The 23,835-nt window shown below is 56.3% G+C and carries 16 protein-coding genes; 13 read left to right on the top strand and 3 right to left on the bottom strand.

Annotated features, from left to right (window positions below; all coding sequences use genetic code 11):
* Positions 1–208: 208 nt before the first annotated feature.
* The 4 genes from gudP (at position 209) to BWI76_RS22820 (ending at position 5,475) form a co-directional block, all read left to right on the top strand.
* Positions 209–1,567, top strand: coding sequence for a galactarate/glucarate/glycerate transporter GudP (gudP, locus tag BWI76_RS22835; RefSeq protein WP_004124361.1), 1,359 nt, complete (start codon positions 209–211; stop codon positions 1,565–1,567).
* Positions 1,564–2,904, top strand: coding sequence for an enolase C-terminal domain-like protein (locus BWI76_RS22830; RefSeq protein ID WP_004137283.1), 1,341 nt, complete (start codon positions 1,564–1,566; stop codon positions 2,902–2,904). The genes gudP and BWI76_RS22830 overlap by 4 nt, the downstream gene beginning before the upstream one ends.
* 19 nt (positions 2,905–2,923) lie before the next feature.
* On the top strand, positions 2,924–4,264 hold the full coding sequence (gene gudD / locus BWI76_RS22825; protein WP_004137284.1) for a glucarate dehydratase: 1,341 nt from the start codon (positions 2,924–2,926) through the stop codon (positions 4,262–4,264).
* 71 nt (positions 4,265–4,335) lie between these two features.
* Positions 4,336–5,475, top strand: a complete 1,140-nt coding sequence (locus tag BWI76_RS22820) for a glycerate kinase (protein WP_004137285.1) — start codon at positions 4,336–4,338, stop codon at positions 5,473–5,475.
* Between the two features lie 40 nt (positions 5,476–5,515).
* Here BWI76_RS22820 and barA read toward each other — a convergent pair whose 3' ends face one another.
* Positions 5,516–8,269, bottom strand: coding sequence for a two-component sensor histidine kinase BarA (gene barA, locus BWI76_RS22815; RefSeq protein WP_049085089.1), 2,754 nt, complete (start codon positions 8,267–8,269; stop codon positions 5,516–5,518).
* Between the two features lie 124 nt (positions 8,270–8,393).
* Between barA and rlmD the strand changes: the two genes are divergently transcribed.
* The 5 genes from rlmD to eno all read left to right on the top strand — a co-directional run bounded on the left by rlmD (position 8,394) and on the right by eno (position 16,167).
* Positions 8,394–9,737, top strand: a complete 1,344-nt coding sequence (gene rlmD, locus BWI76_RS22810; RefSeq protein WP_004137287.1) for a 23S rRNA (uracil(1939)-C(5))-methyltransferase RlmD — start codon at positions 8,394–8,396, stop codon at positions 9,735–9,737.
* A 97-nt stretch (positions 9,738–9,834) separates the two neighbouring features.
* Positions 9,835–12,072 (top strand): GTP diphosphokinase, encoded by a 2,238-nt coding sequence (gene relA, locus BWI76_RS22805; RefSeq protein ID WP_004137289.1) that lies wholly within the window; start codon positions 9,835–9,837, stop codon positions 12,070–12,072.
* Between the two features lie 59 nt (positions 12,073–12,131).
* Entirely contained in the window at positions 12,132–12,923 is a 792-nt protein-coding gene (gene mazG / locus BWI76_RS22800) for a nucleoside triphosphate pyrophosphohydrolase (protein WP_049085091.1), read from the top strand.
* A 227-nt stretch (positions 12,924–13,150) separates the two neighbouring features.
* The gene (gene pyrG / locus BWI76_RS22795) at positions 13,151–14,788 is read left to right on the top strand and encodes a glutamine hydrolyzing CTP synthase (RefSeq protein ID WP_004124328.1); all 1,638 of its coding nucleotides are present in this window, start codon (positions 13,151–13,153) and stop codon (positions 14,786–14,788) included.
* 80 nt (positions 14,789–14,868) lie between these two features.
* On the top strand, positions 14,869–16,167 hold the full coding sequence (gene eno / locus BWI76_RS22790) for a phosphopyruvate hydratase (protein WP_004124327.1): 1,299 nt from the start codon (positions 14,869–14,871) through the stop codon (positions 16,165–16,167).
* A gap of 67 nt (positions 16,168–16,234) precedes the next feature.
* Here eno and BWI76_RS22785 read toward each other — a convergent pair whose 3' ends face one another.
* Positions 16,235–17,344 carry an SDR family oxidoreductase gene (locus BWI76_RS22785; RefSeq protein ID WP_004137295.1) on the bottom strand — a complete coding sequence of 370 codons (1,110 nt, stop codon included), beginning with the start codon at positions 17,342–17,344 and terminating at the stop codon, positions 16,235–16,237.
* 459 nt (positions 17,345–17,803) lie between these two features.
* Here BWI76_RS22785 and queE point away from each other — a divergent pair, with 459 nt between their 5' ends.
* Positions 17,804–18,475 (top strand): 7-carboxy-7-deazaguanine synthase QueE, encoded by a 672-nt coding sequence (queE, locus tag BWI76_RS22780; RefSeq protein ID WP_004124321.1) that lies wholly within the window; start codon positions 17,804–17,806, stop codon positions 18,473–18,475.
* Between the two features lie 56 nt (positions 18,476–18,531).
* Here queE and queD read toward each other — a convergent pair whose 3' ends face one another.
* Positions 18,532–18,894: a 6-carboxytetrahydropterin synthase QueD gene (queD, locus tag BWI76_RS22775; protein ID WP_004137297.1), complete on the bottom strand. Its 363-nt coding sequence runs from the start codon at positions 18,892–18,894 to the stop codon at positions 18,532–18,534.
* A gap of 436 nt (positions 18,895–19,330) precedes the next feature.
* Between queD and cysJ the strand changes: the two genes are divergently transcribed.
* The 3 genes from cysJ to cysH all read left to right on the top strand — a co-directional run bounded on the left by cysJ (position 19,331) and on the right by cysH (position 23,676).
* Positions 19,331–21,130 (top strand): NADPH-dependent assimilatory sulfite reductase flavoprotein subunit, encoded by a 1,800-nt coding sequence (cysJ, locus tag BWI76_RS22765; RefSeq protein WP_004137299.1) that lies wholly within the window; start codon positions 19,331–19,333, stop codon positions 21,128–21,130.
* The gene (gene cysI, locus BWI76_RS22760; RefSeq protein ID WP_004137301.1) at positions 21,130–22,842 is read left to right on the top strand and encodes an assimilatory sulfite reductase (NADPH) hemoprotein subunit; all 1,713 of its coding nucleotides are present in this window, start codon (positions 21,130–21,132) and stop codon (positions 22,840–22,842) included. The genes cysJ and cysI overlap by 1 nt, the downstream gene beginning before the upstream one ends.
* 99 nt (positions 22,843–22,941) lie before the next feature.
* Positions 22,942–23,676 (top strand): phosphoadenosine phosphosulfate reductase, encoded by a 735-nt coding sequence (cysH, locus tag BWI76_RS22755; protein ID WP_024358494.1) that lies wholly within the window; start codon positions 22,942–22,944, stop codon positions 23,674–23,676.
* Positions 23,677–23,835 lie beyond the last annotated feature (159 nt).

The following is a 23,835-nucleotide window of genomic DNA, read 5'->3' as shown; positions in this document are numbered from 1 at the left end:
CCATAAATCAGATTTACTCAGCCGGTGAAAGCTGTGTATTTGCACGGTGAGCCCGTCAGCCCCTCTTTTTATACTTTCCCTGCCAGTTCCCAATGCAGTGCCAGATATAACGAAAACAATGAAAAACACTAACACGTCATTCTGAGTACCCTACAGGTTGTGCTGTTCAGAATGAACGTAGCTAACGCTATGATTCAGGAGTGCAACAATGAGTTCATTAAGTCAGGCGGCGAGCGGCGCTGAAAAGCGCACCAATGCTCGCTACTGGATAGTGGTGATGCTGTTTATCGTCACATCCTTCAACTACGGCGACCGCGCCACCTTATCCATTGCCGGATCGGAGATGGCCAAAGATATTGGTCTTGACGCCGTCGGCATGGGTTATGTTTTCTCCGCGTTCTCATGGGCCTACGTTATCGGCCAGATCCCAGGCGGCTGGCTGCTTGACCGCTTCGGTTCAAAACGCGTCTACTTCTGGTCCATTTTTATCTGGTCCATGTTTACCCTCCTGCAGGGCTTCGTCGATATCTTTAGCGGCTTCGGCATTATCGTCGCGCTGTTTACCCTGCGTTTCCTTGTCGGCCTGGCCGAAGCGCCATCTTTCCCCGGAAATAGCCGTATCGTCGCGGCCTGGTTCCCGGCCCAGGAGAGGGGCACGGCGGTGGCTATCTTTAACTCCGCGCAATACTTTGCCACGGTTATTTTTGCGCCGATCATGGGTTGGCTGACCCATGAGGTGGGCTGGTCGCACGTGTTCTTCTTTATGGGCGGCCTCGGGATTATCATCAGTTTTGTCTGGCTGAAGGTGATTCATGAACCGAACCAGCATCCGGGCGTGAACCAAAAAGAGCTGGATTACATCGCCGCAGGCGGCGCGCTGATCAACATGGATCAGGCGGCGGCCAAAGCCAAAGTGCCGTTTAGCGTAAAATGGGGGCAAATCAAGCAGCTGTTGGGTTCCCGCATGATGATTGGCGTCTATATCGGCCAATACTGCATCAACGCTTTAACCTATTTCTTTATCACCTGGTTCCCGGTTTATCTGGTGCAGGCGCGCGGGATGTCGATTCTGAAAGCCGGTTTTGTCGCGTCGGTGCCGGCGATCTGCGGCTTCGCGGGCGGGGTGCTCGGCGGGATTATTTCCGACTGGCTGATGCGGCGTACCGGCTCGCTGAACATCGCGCGTAAGACGCCGATCGTGATGGGGATGCTGCTGTCGATGGTGATGGTGTTCTGTAACTACGTTAACGTGGAGTGGATGATCATCGGCTTTATGGCGCTGGCCTTCTTCGGTAAAGGCATTGGCGCGCTGGGCTGGGCGGTGATGGCGGATACGGCGCCGAAAGAGATCAGCGGCCTGAGCGGCGGACTGTTCAATATGTTCGGCAATATCTCCGGCATCGTGACGCCAATTGCCATCGGCTACATCGTCGGCACCACCGGTTCGTTTAACGGCGCGCTGATTTATGTGGGGGTCCATGCGCTGGTGGCGGTGCTGAGCTATCTGGTGCTGGTGGGCGATATTAAGCGTATCGAACTGAAACCTGTGGCAGGACAATCATCATGACGACGCAATCGAGCCCCGTAATCACGGACATGAAGGTTATCCCGGTGGCCGGGCAGGACAGTATGCTGCTCAATATCGGCGGCGCCCATAACGCGTATTTCACCCGTAATATCGTGGTGCTGACTGACAGCGCCGGCAATACCGGCGTCGGCGAAGCGCCCGGCGGCGAGGTGATTTATCAGACGCTGGTGGATGCTATCCCGATGGTTTTGGGCCAGGAAATCGCCCGCCTGAACAAAGTGGTTCAGCAGGTGCATAAAGGCAATCAGGCTGCGGATTTTGACACCTTTGGCAAAGGCGCCTGGACGTTCGAACTGCGGGTGAACGCGGTGGCGGCGCTGGAAGCAGCGCTGCTGGATCTGCTGGGCAAAGCGCTCAACGTGCCGGTTTGCGAACTGCTCGGGCCGGGCAAGCAGCGCGATGCGGTGACCGTGTTGGGCTATCTGTTCTACGTAGGCGATCGTACGAAGACCGATCTGCCCTATCTGGAAAGCACGCCGGGCAGCCACGCGTGGTATCGCCTGCGTCATCAGCAAGCGCTGAACAGCGAGGCGGTGGTGCGCCTGGCGGAAGCCGCGCAGGATCGCTACGGCTTTAAAGATTTTAAACTGAAAGGCGGCGTGCTGCCCGGCGAGCAGGAGATCGAAACCGCCCGCGCGCTGAAGAAGCGTTTCCCGGATGCGCGTATTACGGTCGACCCTAATGGCGCCTGGCTATTGGACGAAGCCATCGCCCTGTGTAAAGGGCTGAACGATGTGCTGACTTACGCCGAAGACCCCTGCGGCGCCGAGCAGGGCTTTTCCGGCCGCGAAGTGATGGCGGAGTTTCGCCGCGCCACCGGTTTGCCGGTGGCAACTAACATGATCGCCACCAACTGGCGTGAAATGGGCCATGCGGTGATGCTGAACGCCGTGGATATTCCGCTGGCCGATCCGCACTTCTGGACCCTTTCCGGCGCGGTGCGCGTGGCGCAGCTGTGCGATGACTGGGGCCTGACCTGGGGCTGCCACTCCAATAACCACTTTGATATTTCACTGGCCATGTTTACCCACGTCGGCGCGGCGGCGCCGGGTAACCCCACGGCCATCGATACCCACTGGATTTGGCAGGAGGGAGATTGCCGCCTGACCAAAAATCCGCTGGAGATTAAGCACGGAAAAATCGCGGTTCCGGACGCGCCAGGACTTGGCGTTGAGCTGGACTGGGAGCAGGTACAGAAGGCGCATGAGGCCTATACAAGGCTGCCCGGCGGCGCGCGTAATGACGCTGGCCCGATGCAGTACCTGATCCCTGGATGGACTTTTGACCGTAAACGCCCCGTTTTCGGCCGCCACTGATTTGAATAAGGACTTAACTATGAGCGCACAATTTTCGACCCCCGTTGTTTCTTCTATGCAGGTCATTCCGGTCGCGGGCCACGACAGCATGCTGATGAACCTGAGCGGCGCGCACGCCCCGTTCTTCACGCGTAATATCGTGGTGATTAAAGATAATTCCGGCCATACCGGCGTCGGCGAAATCCCCGGCGGAGAGAAAATCCGCAAGACTCTCGAAGATGCGATCCCGCTGGTAGTCGGTAAGACGCTGGGTGAGTATAAAAACGTGCTGACCGCCGTGCGCAATACTTTCGCCGACCGCGACGCCGGTGGGCGCGGTTTGCAGACCTTCGATCTGCGTACCACAATACACGTAGTGACCGGGATCGAAGCGGCGATGCTGGATCTGCTGGGCCAGCATCTTGGCGTGAACGTGGCGTCTCTTCTGGGTGATGGTCAGCAGCGCAGCGAAGTGGAAATGCTCGGCTATCTGTTCTTCGTCGGCAACCGTAAAGCCACGCCGCTGCCGTATCAGAGCCAGCCGGATGACAAATGCGACTGGTATCGCCTGCGTCATGATGAAGCGATGACCCCGGATGCGGTGGTGCGCCTGGCGGAAGCGGCGTATGAGAAATATGGCTTTAACGACTTTAAACTGAAAGGCGGCGTGCTGGCCGGGGAGGAGGAGGCGGAATCTATCGTCGCGCTGGCGAAGCGCTTCCCGCAGGCGCGCGTAACTCTGGATCCGAACGGCGCGTGGTCGCTGAATGAAGCGATCAAGATTGGTAAATATCTGAAGGGATCGCTGGCCTATGCGGAAGATCCATGCGGCGCTGAGCAGGGCTTCTCCGGTCGTGAAGTGATGGCGGAGTTCCGCCGCGCCACCGGTCTGCCGACGGCGACCAATATGATCGCGACCGACTGGCGTCAGATGGGCCATACGCTGTCGCTGCAGTCGGTGGATATTCCGCTGGCGGATCCGCACTTCTGGACCATGCAGGGTTCCGTCCGTGTGGCGCAGATGTGCCATGAGTTTGGCCTGACCTGGGGCTCGCACTCTAACAACCACTTTGATATCTCGCTGGCGATGTTCACCCATGTTGCAGCGGCGGCGCCGGGGAAAATTACCGCCATTGATACTCACTGGATCTGGCAGGAAGGCAATCAGCGTCTGACCAAAGAGCCGTTTGAAATTAAAGGCGGGATGGTACAGGTACCGGCAAAACCGGGTCTGGGCGTAGAGCTTGATATGGATCAGGTGATGAAAGCCCATGAACTGTATCAGAAACATGGCTTGGGCGCGCGCGATGACGCTATGGGCATGCAGTATTTAATCCCGAACTGGACGTTTGATAACAAGCGTCCCTGCATGGTGCGCTAAGGAAATATCGGTCCCTTCGGGGGCCGATTGACCGCACGGCATCGGGTCATCGTTCATTTTAAGGACAGCTTATGAAGATAGTGATCGCACCGGATTCATACAAGGAGAGCCTGAGTGCGCTGGATGTTGCTACCGCGATAGAGCAAGGTTTTCGAGAAATTTACGCCGATGCGGAATATGTCAAACTGCCGGTCGCCGACGGCGGCGAAGGGACCGTCGAAGCCATGGTCGCCGCAACGCAGGGATGCCGGATAGCGGTCACCGTCACCGGTCCGCTCGGCGAGCCGGTGGACGCTTTTTACGGCCTGTCGGGCGATAAACAATGCGCGTTTATCGAAATGGCGGCGGCAAGCGGCCTGGAGAGCGTGCCGCCGGCGCGGCGCAATCCTTTGCTGACCACTTCGTGGGGGACCGGCGAGCTGATTCGCCACGCGCTGGATGCGGGCGTGACGCAAATTATTATCGGCATCGGCGGCAGCGCGACGAACGACGGCGGGGCCGGAATGGTACAGGCGCTAGGGGCGAAGCTGCTGACTAAAGATAACCAGCAGATTGCCGCTGGCGGACGCGCGCTAGAGAACCTCGCGCGCATCGACGTTAGCGAACTGGATAAGCGCCTGGCCGGCTGTCGTATCGACGTCGCTTGCGATGTCACCAATCCGCTGACGGGGCCCGAGGGCGCGACGGCGGTATTTGGGCCGCAGAAAGGGGCGACGGCGGAGATGATCCCCTGTCTGGATAGCGCGCTGGCCCATTTTGCCGAGATTATCCATCGCGATTTAGAACTGGATGTGCTGCATCTTGAAGGCGGCGGCGCGGCGGGAGGAATGGGCGCGGGCCTGTACGCCTTCTGCGGCGCAAAACTACGGCCGGGCATTGAGATCGTGACCGACGCTCTGCACCTTGCTGATATCGTGGCGGATGCGGACCTGGTGATTACCGGCGAAGGGCGTATCGATAGCCAGACGGTGCACGGCAAGGTGCCGGTTGGCGTGGCGAGGGTGGCAAAACGCTATAATCTGCCGGTCATCGGCATTGCCGGAAGCCTGACGTCTGACGTCGGCGTCGTGCATCAGCACGGCCTGGATGCGGTATTTAGCGTGATTTATTCAATCTGTACGCTGGATGAGGCGCTGGAAAATGCCGCCGAAAACGTGCGTATGACGGCGAGAAACGTTGCCGCCGTGCTGAAAATAGGGCGGCTATTATAGGTTATCCCCCGGTCGCGAAGCGCGGACCGGGGCATGCGTTTTAAATTCCCAGTAGCTTACAGGCTTCCCGCGCGACGTTGTCCATTTCATCCAGCAGCTCCAGAAACTCCGGTTCCAGCTCCTCGGCGGCGGTGCCCGCGCGCAGCTGACTCTCAATGGTGTGACACAGTTTCTTCAGACGCGGTACGCCGCTATAGCTACAGCTGCCGTGCAGCTTATGCACTAAATCCAGCACCCCTTCCGGCTGCTCTCCCACCAGCTGTTCTTCCACCTTGTTACGCACTTCAGGCATAAAGGCGAGCAGCATTTGCAGCATTTCCCGCGCCAGGTCCGGTTTCATCGCCGCCTGACGCAGCGCCAGCTGCCAGTCGAGGGTGACATTATGATTGATGGGCGGCTCCGCAGGCTCCGCGGCGGCCTGCGGGAGCGCCGCCTTTCCCGGCTGATAGCGCAGCAGCAGACTGTGGAGCTTATCTTCCTCAATGGGTTTCGCCAGATAGTCGTTCATTCCCGCTTTGAGTAATTTCTCACGCTGCCCCTCGAGGGCGTGGGCCGTCACGGCGATCACCGGCGTTTGCTGCTGATGGGGGAGCTGGTGAATCAGTTCGCAGGCGCGGATACCGTCCATTTCCGGCATTTGAATATCCATCAGAATCAGATCCTGCTGCGTTTCTCTGGCTCGTTCGACGGCTTGCTGACCGCTGTCGCAGAGGATGACATGCTGGACTAAGTCCTCCAGCAGCGCGCCGATGAGCTTGAGATTCGCCGGATTGTCATCAACGGCCATGACCGTCATCGGTAGCTTCTTACTATCGGCATGCGGCGGCAGAATCGTCGGCTGCGCATGGCAGGAGGCCGTCAGCGCCGGCAGTAAGCGCGTTGAGGTTAATGGCTTAAGCAAACAGGCGGCGATGCCGTCCTGGCGCAACGTTTCGGCGCTGACCTGAGCGTGGCACGGTAGGGCCAGCACCAGGTGATCGGCAAGCTTGCTGGCCCTTGCCAGCTTATCGCGATGCTGGCTCAGGTCGCGTATGGATACCGGAATCCCTGCCAGCAGGATATCGTAGTGGGCATCCGGTAGGGCCGTCATCGTCGGACTATAGACCACCTCCAGCGGCGTTGTCGCCAGTAGCTCCATCGTGCTCTGCGCCGCCGCCGCGTTGGCTTCAATATAGGCCAGCTTTTTGCCCGCCAGGCACTGCGTTGGCACGCTATCGGGAACCGCGTTGGGGTTGAGGTCGAGGCTGATATGGAACCAGAACGTCGAGCCGCGGTTAGGCTGGCTATGGAAGGAGATATCGCCGCCCATCTCCTTCACCAGGCGCTGGGTGATGACCAGCCCGAGGCCGGTTCCGCCGTGGCGACGGGAGATGCTGGCGTCGGCCTGGCGGAACGCCTGGAACAAACGCGACTGATCGCGTTCCGGAATGCCGATACCGGTATCGTGGATCTGGACTTCGATTTGGACGCGTGAGTTGCTGATGGCGCGCTGTTCCACCAGCACGTCAATATTGCCGTGTTCGGTGAACTTGATGGCGTTGCCCATCAGGTTGGTAATAATTTGCTGCAGGCGCAGCGGGTCGCCAATGACGTTATCCGGCACATCATTTTTGATATTCAGCGTCAGCTCCAGCCCTTTGTCGTGCGCCGAGTGCGCCAGCAGCGTAACCACCTCGTCCAGCGAGGTGCGCAGCAGGAACGGGATGCTCTCCAGAATGAGCTTACCGGCTTCAAGCTTAGAGAAGTCCAGAACATCGTTAATAATGGCCAGCAGATTGTTAGCGGAACGCTCGATGGTGGTCAGATGATCGCGCTGGGTGGTATTTAAATCAGTTTTCAGCGTCAGGCGCGTAAAGCCAATGACGCCGTTGAGCGGCGTGCGCAGCTCGTGTGACATATTGGCGAGGAATTCGGATTTGATACGCGCCGCTTCCTGCGCGCGTTTTTTCGCCAGGTCCAGTTCGACGTTCTGGATTTCCATCTGCTCAAGCGTTTCCCGCAGATCGGAAGTGGCCTGATCGACATTGTGTTGCATCTCTTCGTGGTAGGCCGCCAGCGACATCGCCATGGAGTTGATGCCGTTTTTCAGCATATCCAACTCGCCGAGCATAAAGCCTTCAACGCGGCTATCAAGCTGGCCGCGGCGGATGCGGTCAACGGTATTCACCATGTTGCGGATCGGCCCGGTCACGTCGCGCATGAGTCGCCAGCCGAAGATCAGCGCAATACCGATACAGAACAGCATCATCACGCTGGAGATAAAGATTTCTTTGTACTGCTGCAGCCGCACCGATTTGAGATCCAGCTCCAGCGCCACGTAGCCGAGCATATTGCCCGGCATCTTGGCATCGCTTCCCGGTGATTCATCCGGTGAATAGCTTTCCGAGATGATGGGGGTACGCAAAATCATCAAATCGCCGTGACGAATCACGCTTAAACGGCGGGGAAAGGGGACCCCTTTTGGCAGCTGCAATTCGCCGGGATCGAGCTGAAAATTAGAGGTGACAAACAGCCTGTTGTGCGAGTCGTAGATGGAAATGGCGCGCACAATATCGGAGTGGCGGCGATGAAGTACGCTGATAAGCTGCCCGATTGACTCGCGGTTTTGCAAATTCATGCCATATTCACTGGAGACCGCCAGCGGTTCGATAATACTGGCTCCGGCATCCTCCAGCTGGCGCTGTAGGTCGTTATAGCGGTGTGCGACGAAGAAAATACTGAGCAGCAGACCGATCAGGACGGTGGGCGCCAGAATAAGAATCATCATGCGGGCACGAAGGCTGTAGTTGGTCATGCGGTTCCATTATGGGAGAATATATACATCATCCTTACAGGCTGCTGAGGCATTGGTTACGCTGGCTCACCCTGAAAGAACTCGTGTATAGAGTCAGTATATTTAATTGAGACAAATCTCTACGATGGCGCAATTCTACTCTGCAAAACGGCGTGTGACGACGCGCCAGATCATAACCGTTACAGTAAATGACCTTGATCCCTTTGGACAGGGCGTTGCGCATCACCAGGGTAAGGCGCTGTTTGTTAGCGGTTTATTACCGCAAGAGCAGGCCGAAGTGGTCCTGGTCGAGGATAAAAAACAGTATGCCCGCGCGCAGGTTAAACGTCGTCTTAGCGACAGCCCGCAGCGGCAGGCGCCGCGCTGTCCGCATTTTGGTATCTGCGGCGGATGTCAGCAGCAGCACGCCAGCGTTGAGCTGCAGCAGCAGAGCAAACGCGCCGCCCTCGCGCGGTTAATGAAGCGCGATGTTGATGACATTATAGCCGCTTCGCCGTGGGGCTATCGTCGCCGGGCGCGTCTGAGCTTGAATTATCAGCCAAAGACCCAACAATTACAGATAGGCTTCCGGAAGGCCAACTCCAGCGAAATTGTTGATGTGGTGCAGTGCCCCGTTTTGGTGCCCGCTTTTGGTGCGCTACTGCCCGCGGTACGAGAATGTCTCAGCGGATTGCAATCGCTGCGTCAGCTTGGCCACGTGGAGCTGGTGCAGGCGGACAACGGCCCGCTGATGGTTTTACGCCATACCGCGGCCCTTCCGGCAGCAGATAAAGAAAAGCTGGAACGTTTTTCGCAATCTCACGGTCTTTCCCTGTATCTCGCCCCGCAAAGCGAGATACTGGAACATATTCGCGGGGAAGCGCCCTGGTATACGTCCGACGGTCTACGCTTAGTGTTCAGTCCGCGCGACTTTATTCAGGTCAACGACGGCGTAAACCAGCTCATGGTGCGTACGGCGCTGGAATGGCTGGATATCCAGCCTCAGGATCGCGTGCTGGATCTCTTTTGCGGCATGGGCAATTTTACCCTGCCGCTGGCAAAACGCGCGGCGCAGGTGGTTGGCGTGGAAGGGGTTCCCGCGCTGGTCGTGAAGGCGAGAGAGAACGCGGCATTAAACGCGTTACACAATGTGACTTTCTTTCATGAAAACCTGGAAGAGGACGTTACCCGCCAGGCGTGGGCGAAGCACGGTTTTGATAAAGTCCTGCTCGATCCGGCGCGCGCCGGCGCGGCGGGCGTGATGTTACATATTATAAAATTAGCGCCGCGTCGGGTGGTGTATGTTTCTTGTAACCCGGCGACGCTGGCGCGCGATAGCGACGTTTTATTGCAGGCGGGATATACCATTCAACGCCTGGCGATGCTGGATATGTTCCCGCATACCGGACATCTGGAATCAATGGTGTTGTTTGAGCACAACAATTATTCAAATCGCATTGAAGCGGCATCCTCAGGAGCAGGTGACTGAGATAAAAGACGAAAGCCAACGTTGACGCGGTTTGAAGGATGAAGTGTAAAAGTTGAGGCTTGCCGACTTCGGCAGGCGGTCCCTTAAGGAGAGGACAATGGTTGCGGTAAGAAGTGCACATTTAAATAAAGCTGGTGAATTTGACCCGAAGAAATGGATCGCGAGTCTGGGAATTTCCAGCCAGCAGTCGTGTGAACGCTTAGCCGAAACCTGGGATTATTGTCGAGAGAAAACGCAGGGGCACCCGCAGGCCGACCTCCTGCTGTGGCGCGGCGTGGAGATGGTGGAAATTCTCTCCATGCTCAGCATGGATATCGACACGCTGCGGGCGGCGATGCTGTTCCCTCTGGCGGACGGCAACGTCGTCAGCGAAGAAATTATGCAGGAGAGCGTCGGCAAATCCGTCGTTACCCTGATCCACGGCGTGCGGGACATGGCCGCGATACGCCAGCTTAAAGCCACCCATACCGATTCGGTCTCCTCTGAACAGGTGGATAACATCCGCCGCATGCTGCTGGCGATGGTTGATGATTTCCGCTGCGTGGTGATTAAGATCGCCGAGCGTATTGCCCATCTGCGCGAGGTGAAAGATGCGCCGGAAGATGAGCGCGTGCTGGCGGCGAAAGAGTGTACCAATATCTACGCGCCGCTGGCCAACCGCCTGGGGATCGGCCAGCTCAAGTGGGAGCTTGAGGATTACTGCTTCCGCTATCTGCACCCGGCGGAATATAAGCGGATTGCTAAATTACTGCACGAGCGGCGCATCGATCGTGAGCATTACATTGACGAATTCGTCGGGCATTTACGCACGGAGATGAAAACCGAGGGCGTCAAAGCCGAGGTCTACGGGCGTCCCAAGCATATCTACAGCATCTGGCGCAAAATGCAGAAAAAACATCTTGCCTTCGACGAGCTGTTTGACGTGCGGGCGGTGCGTATCGTCGCCGAGCGCCTGCAGGATTGCTACGCCGCGCTGGGGATAGTGCATACTCACTACCGCCACCTGCCGGACGAGTTTGATGATTACGTCGCCAATCCCAAGCCTAATGGCTATCAGTCAATCCATACCGTCGTGCTGGGCCCCGGTGGCAAAACGATTGAAATTCAGATCCGTACTCGCCAGATGCATGAAGATGCCGAACTGGGCGTGGCCGCGCACTGGAAGTACAAAGAGGGCGCCAGCGCAGCGGCCAGCGGCGGGCGCGGCTATGAAGATCGCATTGCGTGGCTGCGTAAACTGATTGCCTGGCAGGAAGAGATGGCTGATTCCGGCGAGATGCTGGATGAGGTGCGTAGCCAGGTCTTTGACGATCGGGTTTACGTTTTTACGCCGAAGGGCGACGTGGTGGACTTACCTTCCGGTTCGACGCCGCTCGATTTTGCCTATCATATTCACAGCGATGTCGGCCACCGCTGCATTGGGGCGAAAATCAGCGGGCGTATTGTGCCGTTTACCTATCAGCTGCAGATGGGCGACCAGATTGAAATCATCACCCAGAAGCAGCCCAACCCAAGCCGCGACTGGCTGAACCCGAACCTCGGCTACGTTACCACCAGCCGCGGGCGTTCCAAAATACACGCCTGGTTCCGCAAGCAGGACCGCGACAAGAATATTCTTGCCGGGCGGCAGATCCTTGACGACGAGCTTGAACACCTTGGCATTAGCCTGAAGGACGCGGAAAAGCATCTGCTGCCGCGCTACAACTTCAACGAGCAGGACGAACTGCTGGCGGCGATTGGCGGCGGCGATATTCGCCTCAACCAGATGGTCAACTTCCTGCAGGCGCAGTTTAATAAGCCCAGCGCGGCGGAGCAGGATGCGGCGGCGTTAAAGCAGCTGCAGCAGAAAACCCATGCTCCGCAGAATCGCAGCAAAGACAATGGTCGCGTGGTGGTCGAAGGGGTCGGCAACCTGATGCATCACATTGCGCGCTGCTGCCAGCCGATTCCCGGCGATGAAATTGTGGGCTTTATCACCCAGGGCCGCGGGATCTCGGTGCACCGCGCGGATTGCGATCAGCTCGCGGAACTGCAGTCTCACGCCCCGGAGCGCATCGTTGACGCGGTGTGGGGAGAGAGCTACTCGGCGGGCTACTCGCTGGTGGTACGCGTGCAGGCCAACGATCGCAGCGGCCTGCTGCGCGATATCACCACCATTCTCGCCAATGAGAAAGTTAACGTGCTGGGCGTGGCCAGCCGCAGCGATACCAAACAGCAGTTGGCGACGATCGATATGACCATCGAGATCTACAACCTGCAGGTGCTGGGCCGCGTGCTGGGTAAACTGAATCAGGTACCGGATGTCATCGACGCCCGTCGCCTGCACGGCGGTTAACTTCACTTTCTTTATGTCGGCCGGGGTCGCCCCGGCCTGATTCTTTAATGGAAACGACAATGAGCCAAATCGACCGCCTGCTCGGCATTATGCAGCGTCTGCGCGATCCGGAAAACGGCTGTCCGTGGGACAAAGAGCAGACTTTTGCCACCATCGCCCCGTATACCCTCGAAGAAACCTATGAAGTGCTCGACGCGATTGCCCGCGAAGATTTTGACGATCTGCGCGGTGAATTAGGCGACCTGCTGTTCCAGGTCGTCTTCTACGCTCAGATGGCGCAGGAAGAGGGGCGCTTTGATTTTAACGATATCTGCGCCGCGATCGGCGACAAGCTGGAGCGCCGCCATCCGCATATTTTCGGCGATGCCTCCGCCGGGAACAGCAGCGAAGTGCTGGCCCGCTGGGAGCAGATCAAAAGCGCAGAGCGAGCGGAAAAGTCCCAGCACTCAGCGCTGGACGATATTCCGCATAGTCTGCCGGCGCTGATGCGCGCGCATAAAATCCAGAAACGCTGCTCGGCGGTCGGCTTTGACTGGACTTCTCTGGGGCCGGTGCTGGACAAAGTGCACGAAGAAATAGACGAAGTCATGCACGAAGCGCAGCAGGCGGTGGTGGATGAAGCTAAACTGGAGGAGGAAGTGGGCGATCTGCTGTTTGCGACGGTCAATTTATCCCGCCATTTAGGGGTAAAAGCTGAAGTTGCCCTGCAAAAAGCCAACCTGAAGTTTGAGCGCAGATTCCGCGAAGTAGAGCGGATTGTCGCCGCGCGGGGCCTGGAAATGACCGGCGTTGACCTCGATACCATGGAGCTGGTGTGGCAGGAAGTAAAACGCCAGGAAACTGATCTCTAAAGAGTTTTCGTGATCAAGCGCTATTTGTGTGATTTTTTAAATAACAAGCGCTTGATTTACGTCAAAAACATTTCGCCAAAAGCGGCTATTTTCTCACTCCCTGCGTTTGTGTGGGCCTGATGAAAAGGAGGGATAATGAAAGTTTGTGGCGTCAGTCATGATCGGGTATACTGCTTTCCCGTCCTGGTTATTCCATCGTCTTTTAAACCTAACTTCTCAGGTTCAGCATGACAACGAACTATATTTTTGTGACCGGCGGGGTCGTATCCTCTCTGGGTAAAGGCATTGCCGCAGCTTCCCTCGCAGCCATTCTCGAAGCCCGCGGGCTTAACGTGACCATGATGAAACTGGATCCGTACATCAACGTCGATCCGGGCACCATGAGCCCAATCCAACACGGGGAAGTGTTCGTTACTGAAGACGGCGCTGAAACCGATCTGGACCTGGGTCACTATGAGCGTTTCATTCGCACCAAGATGACCCGTCGCAACAACTTCACCACGGGCCGTATTTACTCTGATGTCCTGCGCAAAGAGCGTCGCGGCGACTATCTGGGGGCCACCGTTCAGGTTATTCCGCACATCACCAACGCGATCAAAGAGCGCGTGCTGGCGGGCGGCGAAGGCCATGATGTGGTGCTGGTAGAAATCGGCGGCACCGTTGGCGATATCGAGTCGCTGCCGTTCCTTGAAGCGATTCGCCAGCTGGCGGTGGATATCGGTCGTGAAAACGCGCTGTTTATGCACCTGACCCTGGTGCCATACATGGCCGCCGCGGGTGAAGTCAAAACCAAGCCGACCCAGCACTCCGTTAAAGAACTGCTTTCCATCGGTATTCAGCCTGACATCCTGGTCTGCCGCTCCGATCGCGCCATTCCGGCGAACGAACGTGCCAAAATTGCATTGTTCTGCAATGTGCCAGAAAAAGCCGTTATTTCGATGAAAGATGTCGATTCCATTTATAAAATTCCGGGCCTGTTGAAATCGCAGGGGCTGGACGATTATATTTGTAAACGATTCAGCTTAAACTGTCCGGAAGCGAACCTGGCCGAATGGGAACAGGTTATCTATGAAGAAGCGAACCCGGCAGGCGAAGTCACCATTGGTATGGTCGGCAAGTATATTGAACTGCCGGACGCCTACAAATCGGTGATTGAAGCGCTAAAACACGGCGGTCTGAAAAATCGCGTTACCGTCAACATCAAGCTGATTGATTCGCAGGATGTGGAAACGCGCGGCGTCGAAATTCTGAAGAATTTAGACGCTATCCTGATCCCAGGTGGCTTCGGCTATCGCGGCGTTGAAGGTAAGATTGCCACCGCGCGCTATGCGCGTGAAAACAACATTCCTTATCTGGGTATTTGCCTGGGTATGCAGGTTGCGCTGATTGAGTTCGCGCGCAACGTAGCCGGGATGGAAAACGCCAACTCAACGGAATTTGTGCCAGACTGTAAGTACCCGGTTGTGGCCCTGATTACCGAATGGCGTGATGAAGACGGTAATGTCGAAGTGCGCTCTGATAAGAGCGACCTCGGCGGCACGATGCGCCTTGGCGCACAGCAGTGCCAGCTGGGCGAAGATAGCCTGGTGCGCCAGCTGTACGGTGAGCCAACCATTACCGAACGCCATCGCCACCGCTACGAAGTCAACAATATGCTGTTGAAACCGATTGAAAATGCGGGCCTGCGTATTGCGGGCCGTTCCGGGGATGATCAGTTGGTCGAGATCATCGAGGTGCCTAACCATCCGTGGTTCGTCGCCTGTCAGTTCCATCCGGAGTTTACTTCGACGCCGCGTGATGGCCATCCGCTGTTTGCAGGCTTTGTGAAAGCCGCTAGCGAGTACCAGAAGCGTCAGGCGAAGTAAAAGAGTTAGAACGGCAATGCACCCATCCGGGTGCATTGTTTGTCTGGAGTTTTAGTTTAACTTGTACTGAGGAAAACCTAATGTCCAAAATCGTTAAAGTCATCGGTCGTGAAATCATCGACTCCCGTGGTAACCCGACTGTTGAAGCCGAAGTACACCTGGAAGGTGGTTTCGTCGGTATGGCAGCTGCTCCGTCAGGTGCTTCTACTGGCTCCCGCGAAGCGCTGGAACTGCGCGATGGCGACAAATCCCGTTTCATGGGTAAAGGCGTACTGAAAGCCGTTGGCGCTGTTAACGGCCCGATCGCTCAGGCAATCCTTGGCAAAGACGCCAAAGATCAGGCTGGCATCGACAAAATCATGATCGACCTGGACGGTACTGAAAACAAATCTAACTTCGGTGCGAACGCTATCCTGGCCGTCTCTCTGGCTAACGCCAAAGCTGCCGCTGCTTCTAAAGGTCAGCCGCTGTATGAGCACATCGCTGAGCTGAACGGCACCCCTGGCAAATACTCCATGCCGGTTCCGATGATGAACATCATCAACGGCGGCGAGCACGCTGACAACAACGTCGACATCCAGGAATTTATGATTCAGCCGGTTGGCGCTAAATCCCTGAAAGAAGCCGTACGTATGGGTTCTGAAGTGTTCCACAACCTGGCTAAAGTTCTGAAAGCTAAAGGTATGAACACCGCTGTTGGCGACGAAGGCGGCTACGCGCCGAACCTGGGCTCCAACGCTGAAGCGCTGGCTGTTATCGCTGAAGCGGTTAAAGCTGCTGGCTACGAGCTGGGCAAAGACATCACTCTGGCGATGGACTGCGCGGCTTCTGAATTCTACAAAGACGGTAAATACGTTCTGGCCGGCGAAGGCAACAAAGCGTTCACCTCTGAAGAATTCACCCACTTCCTGGAAGAGCTGACCAAACAGTACCCGATCGTCTCCATCGAAGATGGCCTGGACGAATCTGACTGGGACGGTTTCGCATACCAGACTAAAGTACTGGGCGACAAAATCCAGCTGGTTGGTGACGATCTGTTCGTAACCAACACCAAGATCCTGAAAGAAGGTATCGAGAAAGGCATCGTTAACTCCATCCTGATCAAATTTAACCAGATCGGTTCTCTGACCGAAACTCTGGCTGCGATCAAAATGGCGAAAGACGCTGGCTACACTGCCGTTATCTCTCACCGTTCAGGCGAAACTGAAGACGCTACCATCGCTGACCTGGCTGTGGGTACCGCTGCAGGCCAGATCAAAACCGGTTCTATGAGCCGTTCTGACCGCGTTGCTAAATACAACCAGCTGATTCGTATCGAAGAAGCGCTGGGCGAAAAAGCACCGTACAACGGTCGTAAAGAGATCAAAGGTCAGGCATAAGCCCGTCTTTCTCTGATATGAAAAAGCCAGCCTTCGGGCTGGCTTTTTTTTGCCCCGAAACCGGTAACTACTTAAAATCTACCGCCATTTGCTGCGGAATAGAAAGCCCGCGCGTGGTTTGTACGCAGCGGTCAATGTAATCGGTAAAGCGCGGCGGTTTCGGCATGCCCATGCTGAGCAGCTTGTCGTTGCTGAACCGCACGTTGAGCGTGGCGAAGGCGCCGTACAGACGCATGGCCTTTAGCATCAGCCGCTCGTTGCAGGGGCCAAAAATAGTCTTCAGCTCACGGCGCATTTTGACCAGCGTTTCATAGCTGACCTGCGCGTATTTATCGCCGACCGGCGCCTGTTCGAGGGCGGAGGCCATCGCGTTATCGATATCCGCAAACCTTACGCTGTTTTCCTCTCCCGCTGAAATATGCACCACCTCTCCGCGCGCCAGCGGGCTGATAAGCAGCATCATCAGGGCGTCGGCGCAATAATCGACGGGGATCACGTCGATGCGGTCTTCCATTGAACACATAAATTTTTGCAGCATCAGCCCCATGCTGAACACCCAGAAGATGCTGCTGGAGGGCTGACAGCCGTGATGAGTGTGGCCAACAACAATCGAGGGGCGGGCGATCGCCAGCGGTAGCGTCGGGCATTCCTGCCGCATAAGACGTTCAATTGTTGATTTAGAGTGCGTGTACTCGACCAGATGCTCGGCGCGTTCACGGAACGCCGTGCTTTCCGCTACCAGCGAATCGGGGTCTGGTGAGCAGGACATCGCGGTGCCCACGTGCAGAAAGCGCTGAAGGCCGCTGACCTGAGCCATCCGCCGGGCAAACTGCAGCGTACCTTCGACGTTGACTTTCCAGATAAGCGGATTGTTACCAAATGAGGCGACGGCGGCGCAGTTGAGCACGTGGGTGACCTGATTCAGGCGCGGATCCTGGAGAAAAGGCTGCGGATTGGCCAGATCGCCCAGCAGGATGTTGTGGGGCGTCAGGGCCGTTAATCTCGCTTCACTAATATTGAATTTTCGCAGGTTATCCTTAATCCGTTCTACGGCGGCTACACTATTATCAGCACGAACTAACAGTAATAGATTAGGCGCATTCATTTTATTAAGAATGCTTTCTAACACTGCTCCACCCAGAAACCCGGTCGCGCCAGTAATTAATAATGTATTCATGAATGCAGTCTCATTAGTATTGGTTGACTGGATTCTAGGCGCGGAAAATTAAACGGATATTCAATGGGGGATGAACATAACGTGCGGTTTATTAAGGTTATTTTAAGGAAAGGCGTCGCAGTGGATCGAATTTGACCCCGAGCTCATCCCATAAATTCATTATTTCATGTATCCATTTGTACATCGTTGAAATTTATTATTTTTAATTTTGCTTTTTTATTTTTAGCGTTCAGGGTTATACATGTTTTGTTACACCAAAAATTTTAGCCATGCCGCTTAATAGTCGCCTGATGATTATCAGGCTAATTAAAAAACCGTCGCTGAATAATATTATCTGTCCGTCGCCAGAGGAGTATCGTCCTGGCGTATTTTTAATCAATCACTCGGCGCAGCGCGGGACAAGATCTGCGCGGGCAAATCTGCGATAATGCGCGCTCACAACCTTAAGCAGAGATGATTATGCAGTACCCGATTAACGAGATGTTCCAGACCTTGCAAGGCGAAGGTTACTTCACCGGCGTTCCCGCCATTTTTATTCGTTTACAGGGATGCCCGGTTGGTTGCGCCTGGTGCGATACCAAACATACCTGGGATAAGCTTGCCGATCGGGAAGTGTCGCTGTTCAGCATACTGGCGAAAACTAAAGAGAGCGATAAATGGGGCCCGGCAAGCAGCGAAGATCTGCTGGCCATCATCGGGCGTCAGGGCTGGACGGCCCGCCACGTGGTCATTACCGGCGGCGAGCCCTGTATTCATGATTTAACGCCGTTAACTTCTTTACTGGAGCAAAACGGATTTAGCTGCCAGATAGAAACCAGCGGCACCCATGAAGTTCGCTGCACGCCTCATACCTGGGTGACGGTGTCGCCAAAGGTGAACATGCGCGGCGGCTATGATGTGCTCTCGCAGGCGCTACAGCGGGCTGATGAAATTAAACATCCGGTTGGACGCGTGCGCGATATCGAAGCGCTGGATGAACTGCTGGCAACGCTGGCTGATGAAAAGCCGCGCATTATCGCCCTTCAGCCGATTAGCCAGAAAGATGACGCGACGCGCCTGTGCATTGAAACCTGTATCGCCCGCAACTGGCGCTTATCGATGCAGACGCATAAATATCTCAATATCGCGTGATATAAAAAACCCTGATAGCGCAAGGCTACCAGGGTTTTCTTCAGCGAAAGGCGCTCTCACTCGCCGCGATAGACGCAGCCCGCGGTGCAGGTTTCTTTGATCATCACCGCGCTCAGCAGCGGAACCCGCGGTTTCATCTGCTCCCAGATCCATTTGGCCAGCACTTCGCTGGTCGGATTGGACAGCCCCGGAATATCGTTCAGATAGTAATGGTCGAGGCGATCGTAGGTGGGTTTAAACGCGGCCTTCAGCTCGGCAAAATCCATGATCCACCCGGTATGGGGATCGACTTCACCGGTAATCTCCAGGCGCACCATAAATGAATGGCCGTGCAGACGACCGCATTTATGGCCTTCCGGCACGTGCGGCAGGTGGTGAGCGGCTTCGAAGGTGAAATCTTTAAACAGCGTGGTGGACATCTTTTATTCTCAATATGGCAAAAAACCGCCGTAGGGTACCGGAAAGCACCTTTTTTCGCATTAACTAAAACGGCCCTGAACACAAAATAGACGTATTGATCCAACTTATACAAATTAAGTGCTTATATTTCATGTGCTTATTTAATCGATTTTGTTGTTAATAACTATAACTAAAACAGGTTAGTTCATTTGGTTATTTGTTATTTCCATCCCTTATTTAGTTGTTACTATTTGCACCGTTAACCTACCAACTCGTCATACTTCGAGCCGCATGTGCGTTGGCAATACTCGGCCACTTACTTCGGTAAGTTCCCGGGGATGCGCTGTGTCGCCGCCAGCCTGCAACTCGAATTATTTAGAGTAAATACATTTTCTTCTGTTTTATCGCGCTGACAGGGCGTGAATCACAGCTTTGCTTACTGGAACATAACGACGCATGACGACACAGGCCCCACCTTCCAATTTGCTACCGCTGAGTCCGGAGCAAATGGCGCGCCTTCAGGCGGCCACGACCGACTTCACGCCCACCCAGCTGGCCTGGGTTTCTGGTTACTTCTGGGGCGCGCTGAATCAGCAGCCCGGCGCGGCGGCTGTCGCGCCAGCCCAGGCGGCGGAAGTTCCGTCCATCACCCTGATTTCGGCATCGCAAACCGGCAACGCCCGCCGCGTGGCTGAAGCGCTGCGCGACGATCTGCAGGCCGCGCAGCTGAACGTGAAGCTGGTTAACGCAGGCGACTATAAATTCAAACAAATTGCCTCCGAAAAGCTGCTGGTCGTGGTGACGTCGACGCAGGGCGAAGGTGAGCCGCCGGAAGAAGCCGTTGCGCTGCATAAGTTCCTGTTTTCGAAGAAAGCGCCGAAGCTGACCGATACCGCATTTGCCGTGTTTGGCCTCGGCGATACCTCCTATGAATTCTTCTGCCAGTCCGGCAAAGATTTTGACAACAAGCTGGCCGAACTGGGCGGCGAACGCCTGCTCGACCGCGTTGACGCGGATGTCGAGTATCAGGCCGCCGCCGCCGAATGGCGCGCTCGGGTGGTTGAGGTACTGAAAGCGCGCGCGCCTGCCGCTGCGCCGTCTCAGCTGCTCGCCAGCGGGTCGGTGAACGAGATCCACACCAGCCCCTATAGCAAAGAAGCGCCGCTGACCGCGACGCTGGCGGTGAATCAAAAAATCACTGGCCGCGATTCTGAAAAAGACGTGCGCCATATTGAAATCGACCTCGGCGACTCTGGCCTGCGCTATCAGCCGGGCGATGCGCTGGGCGTCTGGTACCAGAACGATCCGGCTCTGGTGAAAGAGCTGGTGGAGCTGCTGTGGCTGACGGGCGCGGAACCGGTCACGGTTGACGGCAAAACGCTGCCGCTCGCCGAAGCGCTGGAGTGGCACTTCGAGCTGACGGTTAACACCGGCAACATCGTGGAGAACTACGCCACCTTAACCCGCAGCGAGTCTCTGCTGCCGCTGGTGGGCGATAAGGCGCAGCTCCAGCATTACGCCGCGACCACGCCGATTGTCGATATGGTGCGTTTCTCCCCGGCGCAGATGGATGCTCAGGCGCTGGTCGACCTGCTGCGTCCGCTGACGCCGCGCCTGTACTCTATCGCCTCTTCGCAGGCGGAAGTGGAAAGCGAAGTCCACGTCACCGTTGGCGTGGTGCGTTATGACATCGAAGGCCGCGCCCGCGCCGGCGGCGCCTCCAGCTTCCTGGCTGACCGCGTCGAAGAAGATGGCGAAGTGCGCATCTTTATCGAGCATAACGATAACTTCCGTCTGCCCGCTAACCCTCAGACGCCGGTTATCATGATTGGCCCCGGCACCGGCATCGCGCCGTTCCGCGCCTTTATGCAGCAGCGCGCGGCGGAAGGCGCGGAAGGCAAGAACTGGCTGTTCTTCGGCAACCCGCACTTTACCGAAGATTTCCTCTATCAGGTGGAGTGGCAGAGCTACGTCAAAGAAGGCGTGCTGAGCCGCATCGACCTGGCCTGGTCCCGCGATCAACAACAAAAAGTCTACGTTCAGGACAAGCTGCGCGAGCAGGGGGCCGAACTGTGGCGCTGGATTAACGACGGCGCCCATATTTATGTCTGCGGCGATGCCAATCGTATGGCAAAAGACGTTGAGCAGACCCTACTGGAAGTGATTGCCGAATACGGCGCGATGGACGCCGAAGCGGCGGACGAATTTTTAAGTGAGCTGCGCGTTGAGCGCCGTTATCAGCGAGATGTCTACTAATGAGCGAAAAACATCCAGGCCCGCTGGTGGTCGAAGGTAAACTGACTGACGCCGAGCGCATGAAGCTCGAAAGCAACTACCTGCGCGGCACCATTGCGGAAGATTTGAACGACGGCCTGACCGGCGGTTTTAAAGGCGATAACTTTCTGCTGATCCGTTTCCACGGTATGTATCAGCAGGATGACCGCGATATCCGCGCCGAGCGCGCGGCGCAGAAGCTGGAGCCGCGTCACGCGATGCTGCTGCGCTGCCGCCTGCCGGGCGGGGTGATCACCACTAAACAGTGGCAGGCGATCGATAAATTCGCCGGCGATAACACCATTTACGGCAGCATCCGTCTGACCAACCGTCAGACCTTCCAGTTCCACGGCATTCTGAAGAAGAACGTCAAGCCGGTGCACCAGATGCTGCATTCGGTGGGGCTGGACGCGCTGGCGACCGCCAACGATATGAACCGTAACGTGCTGTGTACTTCTAACCCGTACGAGTCTCAGCTGCATGCTGAAGCCTACGAATGGGCGAAGAAGATCTCCGAGCACCTGCTGCCGCGCACGCGCGCTTATGCCGAAATTTGGCTGGATCAGAAGAAAGTCGCCACCACTGATGAAGAACCGATCCTCGGCCAGACCTACCTGCCGCGTAAGTTCAAAACCACCGTGGTGATCCCGCCGCAGAACGATATCGATCTGCACGCGAACGATATGAACTTCGTGGCCATCGCTGAAAACGGCAAGCTGGTGGGCTTTAACCTGCTGGTTGGCGGCGGTTTATCGATTGAGCACGGCAATAAGAAAACCTACGCCCGTACGGCGAGCGAGTTTGGCTATCTGCCGGTGGAGCACACCCTGGCGGTGGCAGAAGCGGTGGTGACGACCCAGCGTGACTGGGGTAACCGTACCGATCGTAAAAACGCGAAAACCAAATACACCCTCGAACGCGTAGGGGTTGAGACCTTTAAGGCGGAAGTGGAGCGTCGGGCGGGCATCAAGTTTGAGCCGATCCGTCCGTACGAGTTCACCGGCCGCGGCGATCGTATCGGCTGGGTGAAGGGTATCGACAATAACTGGCACCTGACGCTGTTTATTGAAAATGGTCGTATTCTTGATTATCCGGGGCGTCCGCTGAAAACCGGCCTGCTGAAGATCGCGAAGATCCACAAAGGCGAATTCCGCATTACGGCGAATCAGAACCTGATCGTTGCCAGCGTACCGGAAGATCAGAAGGCGAAGATCGAGAAGCTGGCGCGCGATCATGGTCTGATGAACGCCGTTACGCCGCAGCGCGAAAACTCGATGGCCTGCGTGTCGTTCCCGACCTGTCCGTTGGCGATGGCGGAGGCCGAGCGTTTCCTGCCGTCGTTTACCGATAAAGTCGAGGCGGTGATGAGCAAACATGGCGTTGGCGACGAGCATATCGTCACCCGCGTCACCGGCTGCCCGAACGGCTGCGGCCGGGCGATGTTGGCGGAAGTGGGGCTGGTCGGTAAGGCGCCGGGCCGCTACAACCTGCACCTGGGCGGCAACCGCAGCGGGACGCGTATTCCGCGTATGTATCGGGAAAATATTACCGAGTCGGAAATCCTCGACTCGATCGACGAACTGGTAGGGCGCTGGGCGAAAGAGCGCGAAGCGGGTGAAGGCTTCGGCGACTTTACGGTGCGTGCGGGCATCATTCGCCCGGTGCTCGACCCAGCCCGTGATTTCTGGGAATAAACATCCAGCTGCCCGGTGGCGTTTCGCTTACCGGGGCTGTGGGTTTTGTAGGCCGGGCAAACGCAGTACCGCCCGGCGAAACAGACAAACGAGGTCCTTATGTCCATACTCGATCTAAACGCGCTGAACGCATTACCGAAGGTCGATCGTGTTTTGCAGCTGGCGGAAACCAATAGCCAGTTGGAAAAGCTGAGCGCGGAAGCGCGCGTCGCGTGGGCGCTGGAAAACCTGCCGGGCGAATACGTGCTCTCTTCGAGCTTTGGTATCCAGGCGGCGGTGAGCCTGCATCTGGTCAATCAGGTGCGCCCGGATATTCCGGTCATCCTGACCGATACCGGCTATCTGTTCCCGGAAACCTACCAGTTTATCGACGAGTTAACGGACAAACTCAATCTGAACCTGAAGGTCTATCGGGCGAAGGAGAGCGCTGCATGGCAGGAGGCGCGCTACGGTAAGCTGTGGGAGCAGGGCGTTGAGGGCATTGAAAAATATAATGACATCAACAAGGTCGAGCCGATGAACCGGGCGCTGCAGGAGCTGAACGCGCAAACCTGGTTTGCGGGACTGCGCCGCGAGCAGTCCGGCAGCCGCGCCCACTTACCGGTGCTGGCGATCCAGCGCGGCGTGTTTAAGGTGCTGCCGATCATCGACTGGGATAATCGTACCGTCTATCAGTATCTGCAAAAGCACGGCCTGAAGTATCACCCGCTGTGGGATCAGGGCTATTTGTCGGTAGGGGATACCCACACCACCCGTAAATGGGAGCCGGGGATGGCGGAGGAAGAAACGCGCTTCTTTGGCCTGAAAAGAGAGTGCGGACTGCACGAAGGTTGAGATGAGTCCCGGCGCTGCCGGGATTTTTTCCTGAATTGTTAATTATTGATGTCTTTATAATTATTAATAATTGATATTATTATCAATTCCATCGCAAAGATAAAATATTTTTGATGTAAATCACATCTCTTATTTGGCAGTGTGATAATACTTGAATAA

This window comes from Klebsiella sp. M5al (assembly GCF_002090195.1).
Classification (GTDB): domain Bacteria; phylum Pseudomonadota; class Gammaproteobacteria; order Enterobacterales; family Enterobacteriaceae; genus Klebsiella; species Klebsiella grimontii.
This window is presented reverse-complemented; position numbering and strand designations above follow the sequence as displayed.

Bases quoted from the DNA above. Each gene is read 5' to 3' on its own strand.
- BWI76_RS22820 (WP_004137285.1), top strand. From the start codon at position 4,336: ATGAAGATAGTGATCGCACCGGATTCATACAAGGAGAGCCTGAGTGCG.
- eno (WP_004124327.1), top strand. From the start codon at position 14,869: ATGTCCAAAATCGTTAAAGTCATCGGTCGTGAAATCATCGACTCCCGT.
- BWI76_RS22830 (WP_004137283.1), top strand. From the start codon at position 1,564: ATGACGACGCAATCGAGCCCCGTAATCACGGACATGAAGGTTATCCCG.
- relA (WP_004137289.1), top strand. From the start codon at position 9,835: ATGGTTGCGGTAAGAAGTGCACATTTAAATAAAGCTGGTGAATTTGAC.
- gudP (WP_004124361.1), top strand. From the start codon at position 209: ATGAGTTCATTAAGTCAGGCGGCGAGCGGCGCTGAAAAGCGCACCAAT.
- cysH (WP_024358494.1), top strand. From the start codon at position 22,942: ATGTCCATACTCGATCTAAACGCGCTGAACGCATTACCGAAGGTCGAT.
- cysI (WP_004137301.1), top strand. From the start codon at position 21,130: ATGAGCGAAAAACATCCAGGCCCGCTGGTGGTCGAAGGTAAACTGACT.
- pyrG (WP_004124328.1), top strand. From the start codon at position 13,151: ATGACAACGAACTATATTTTTGTGACCGGCGGGGTCGTATCCTCTCTG.
- cysJ (WP_004137299.1), top strand. From the start codon at position 19,331: ATGACGACACAGGCCCCACCTTCCAATTTGCTACCGCTGAGTCCGGAG.
- mazG (WP_049085091.1), top strand. From the start codon at position 12,132: ATGAGCCAAATCGACCGCCTGCTCGGCATTATGCAGCGTCTGCGCGAT.
- BWI76_RS22785 (WP_004137295.1), bottom strand. From the start codon at position 17,344: ATGAATACATTATTAATTACTGGCGCGACCGGGTTTCTGGGTGGAGCA.
- barA (WP_049085089.1), bottom strand. From the start codon at position 8,269: ATGACCAACTACAGCCTTCGTGCCCGCATGATGATTCTTATTCTGGCG.
- gudD (WP_004137284.1), top strand. From the start codon at position 2,924: ATGAGCGCACAATTTTCGACCCCCGTTGTTTCTTCTATGCAGGTCATT.
- rlmD (WP_004137287.1), top strand. From the start codon at position 8,394: ATGGCGCAATTCTACTCTGCAAAACGGCGTGTGACGACGCGCCAGATC.
- queE (WP_004124321.1), top strand. From the start codon at position 17,804: ATGCAGTACCCGATTAACGAGATGTTCCAGACCTTGCAAGGCGAAGGT.
- queD (WP_004137297.1), bottom strand. From the start codon at position 18,894: ATGTCCACCACGCTGTTTAAAGATTTCACCTTCGAAGCCGCTCACCAC.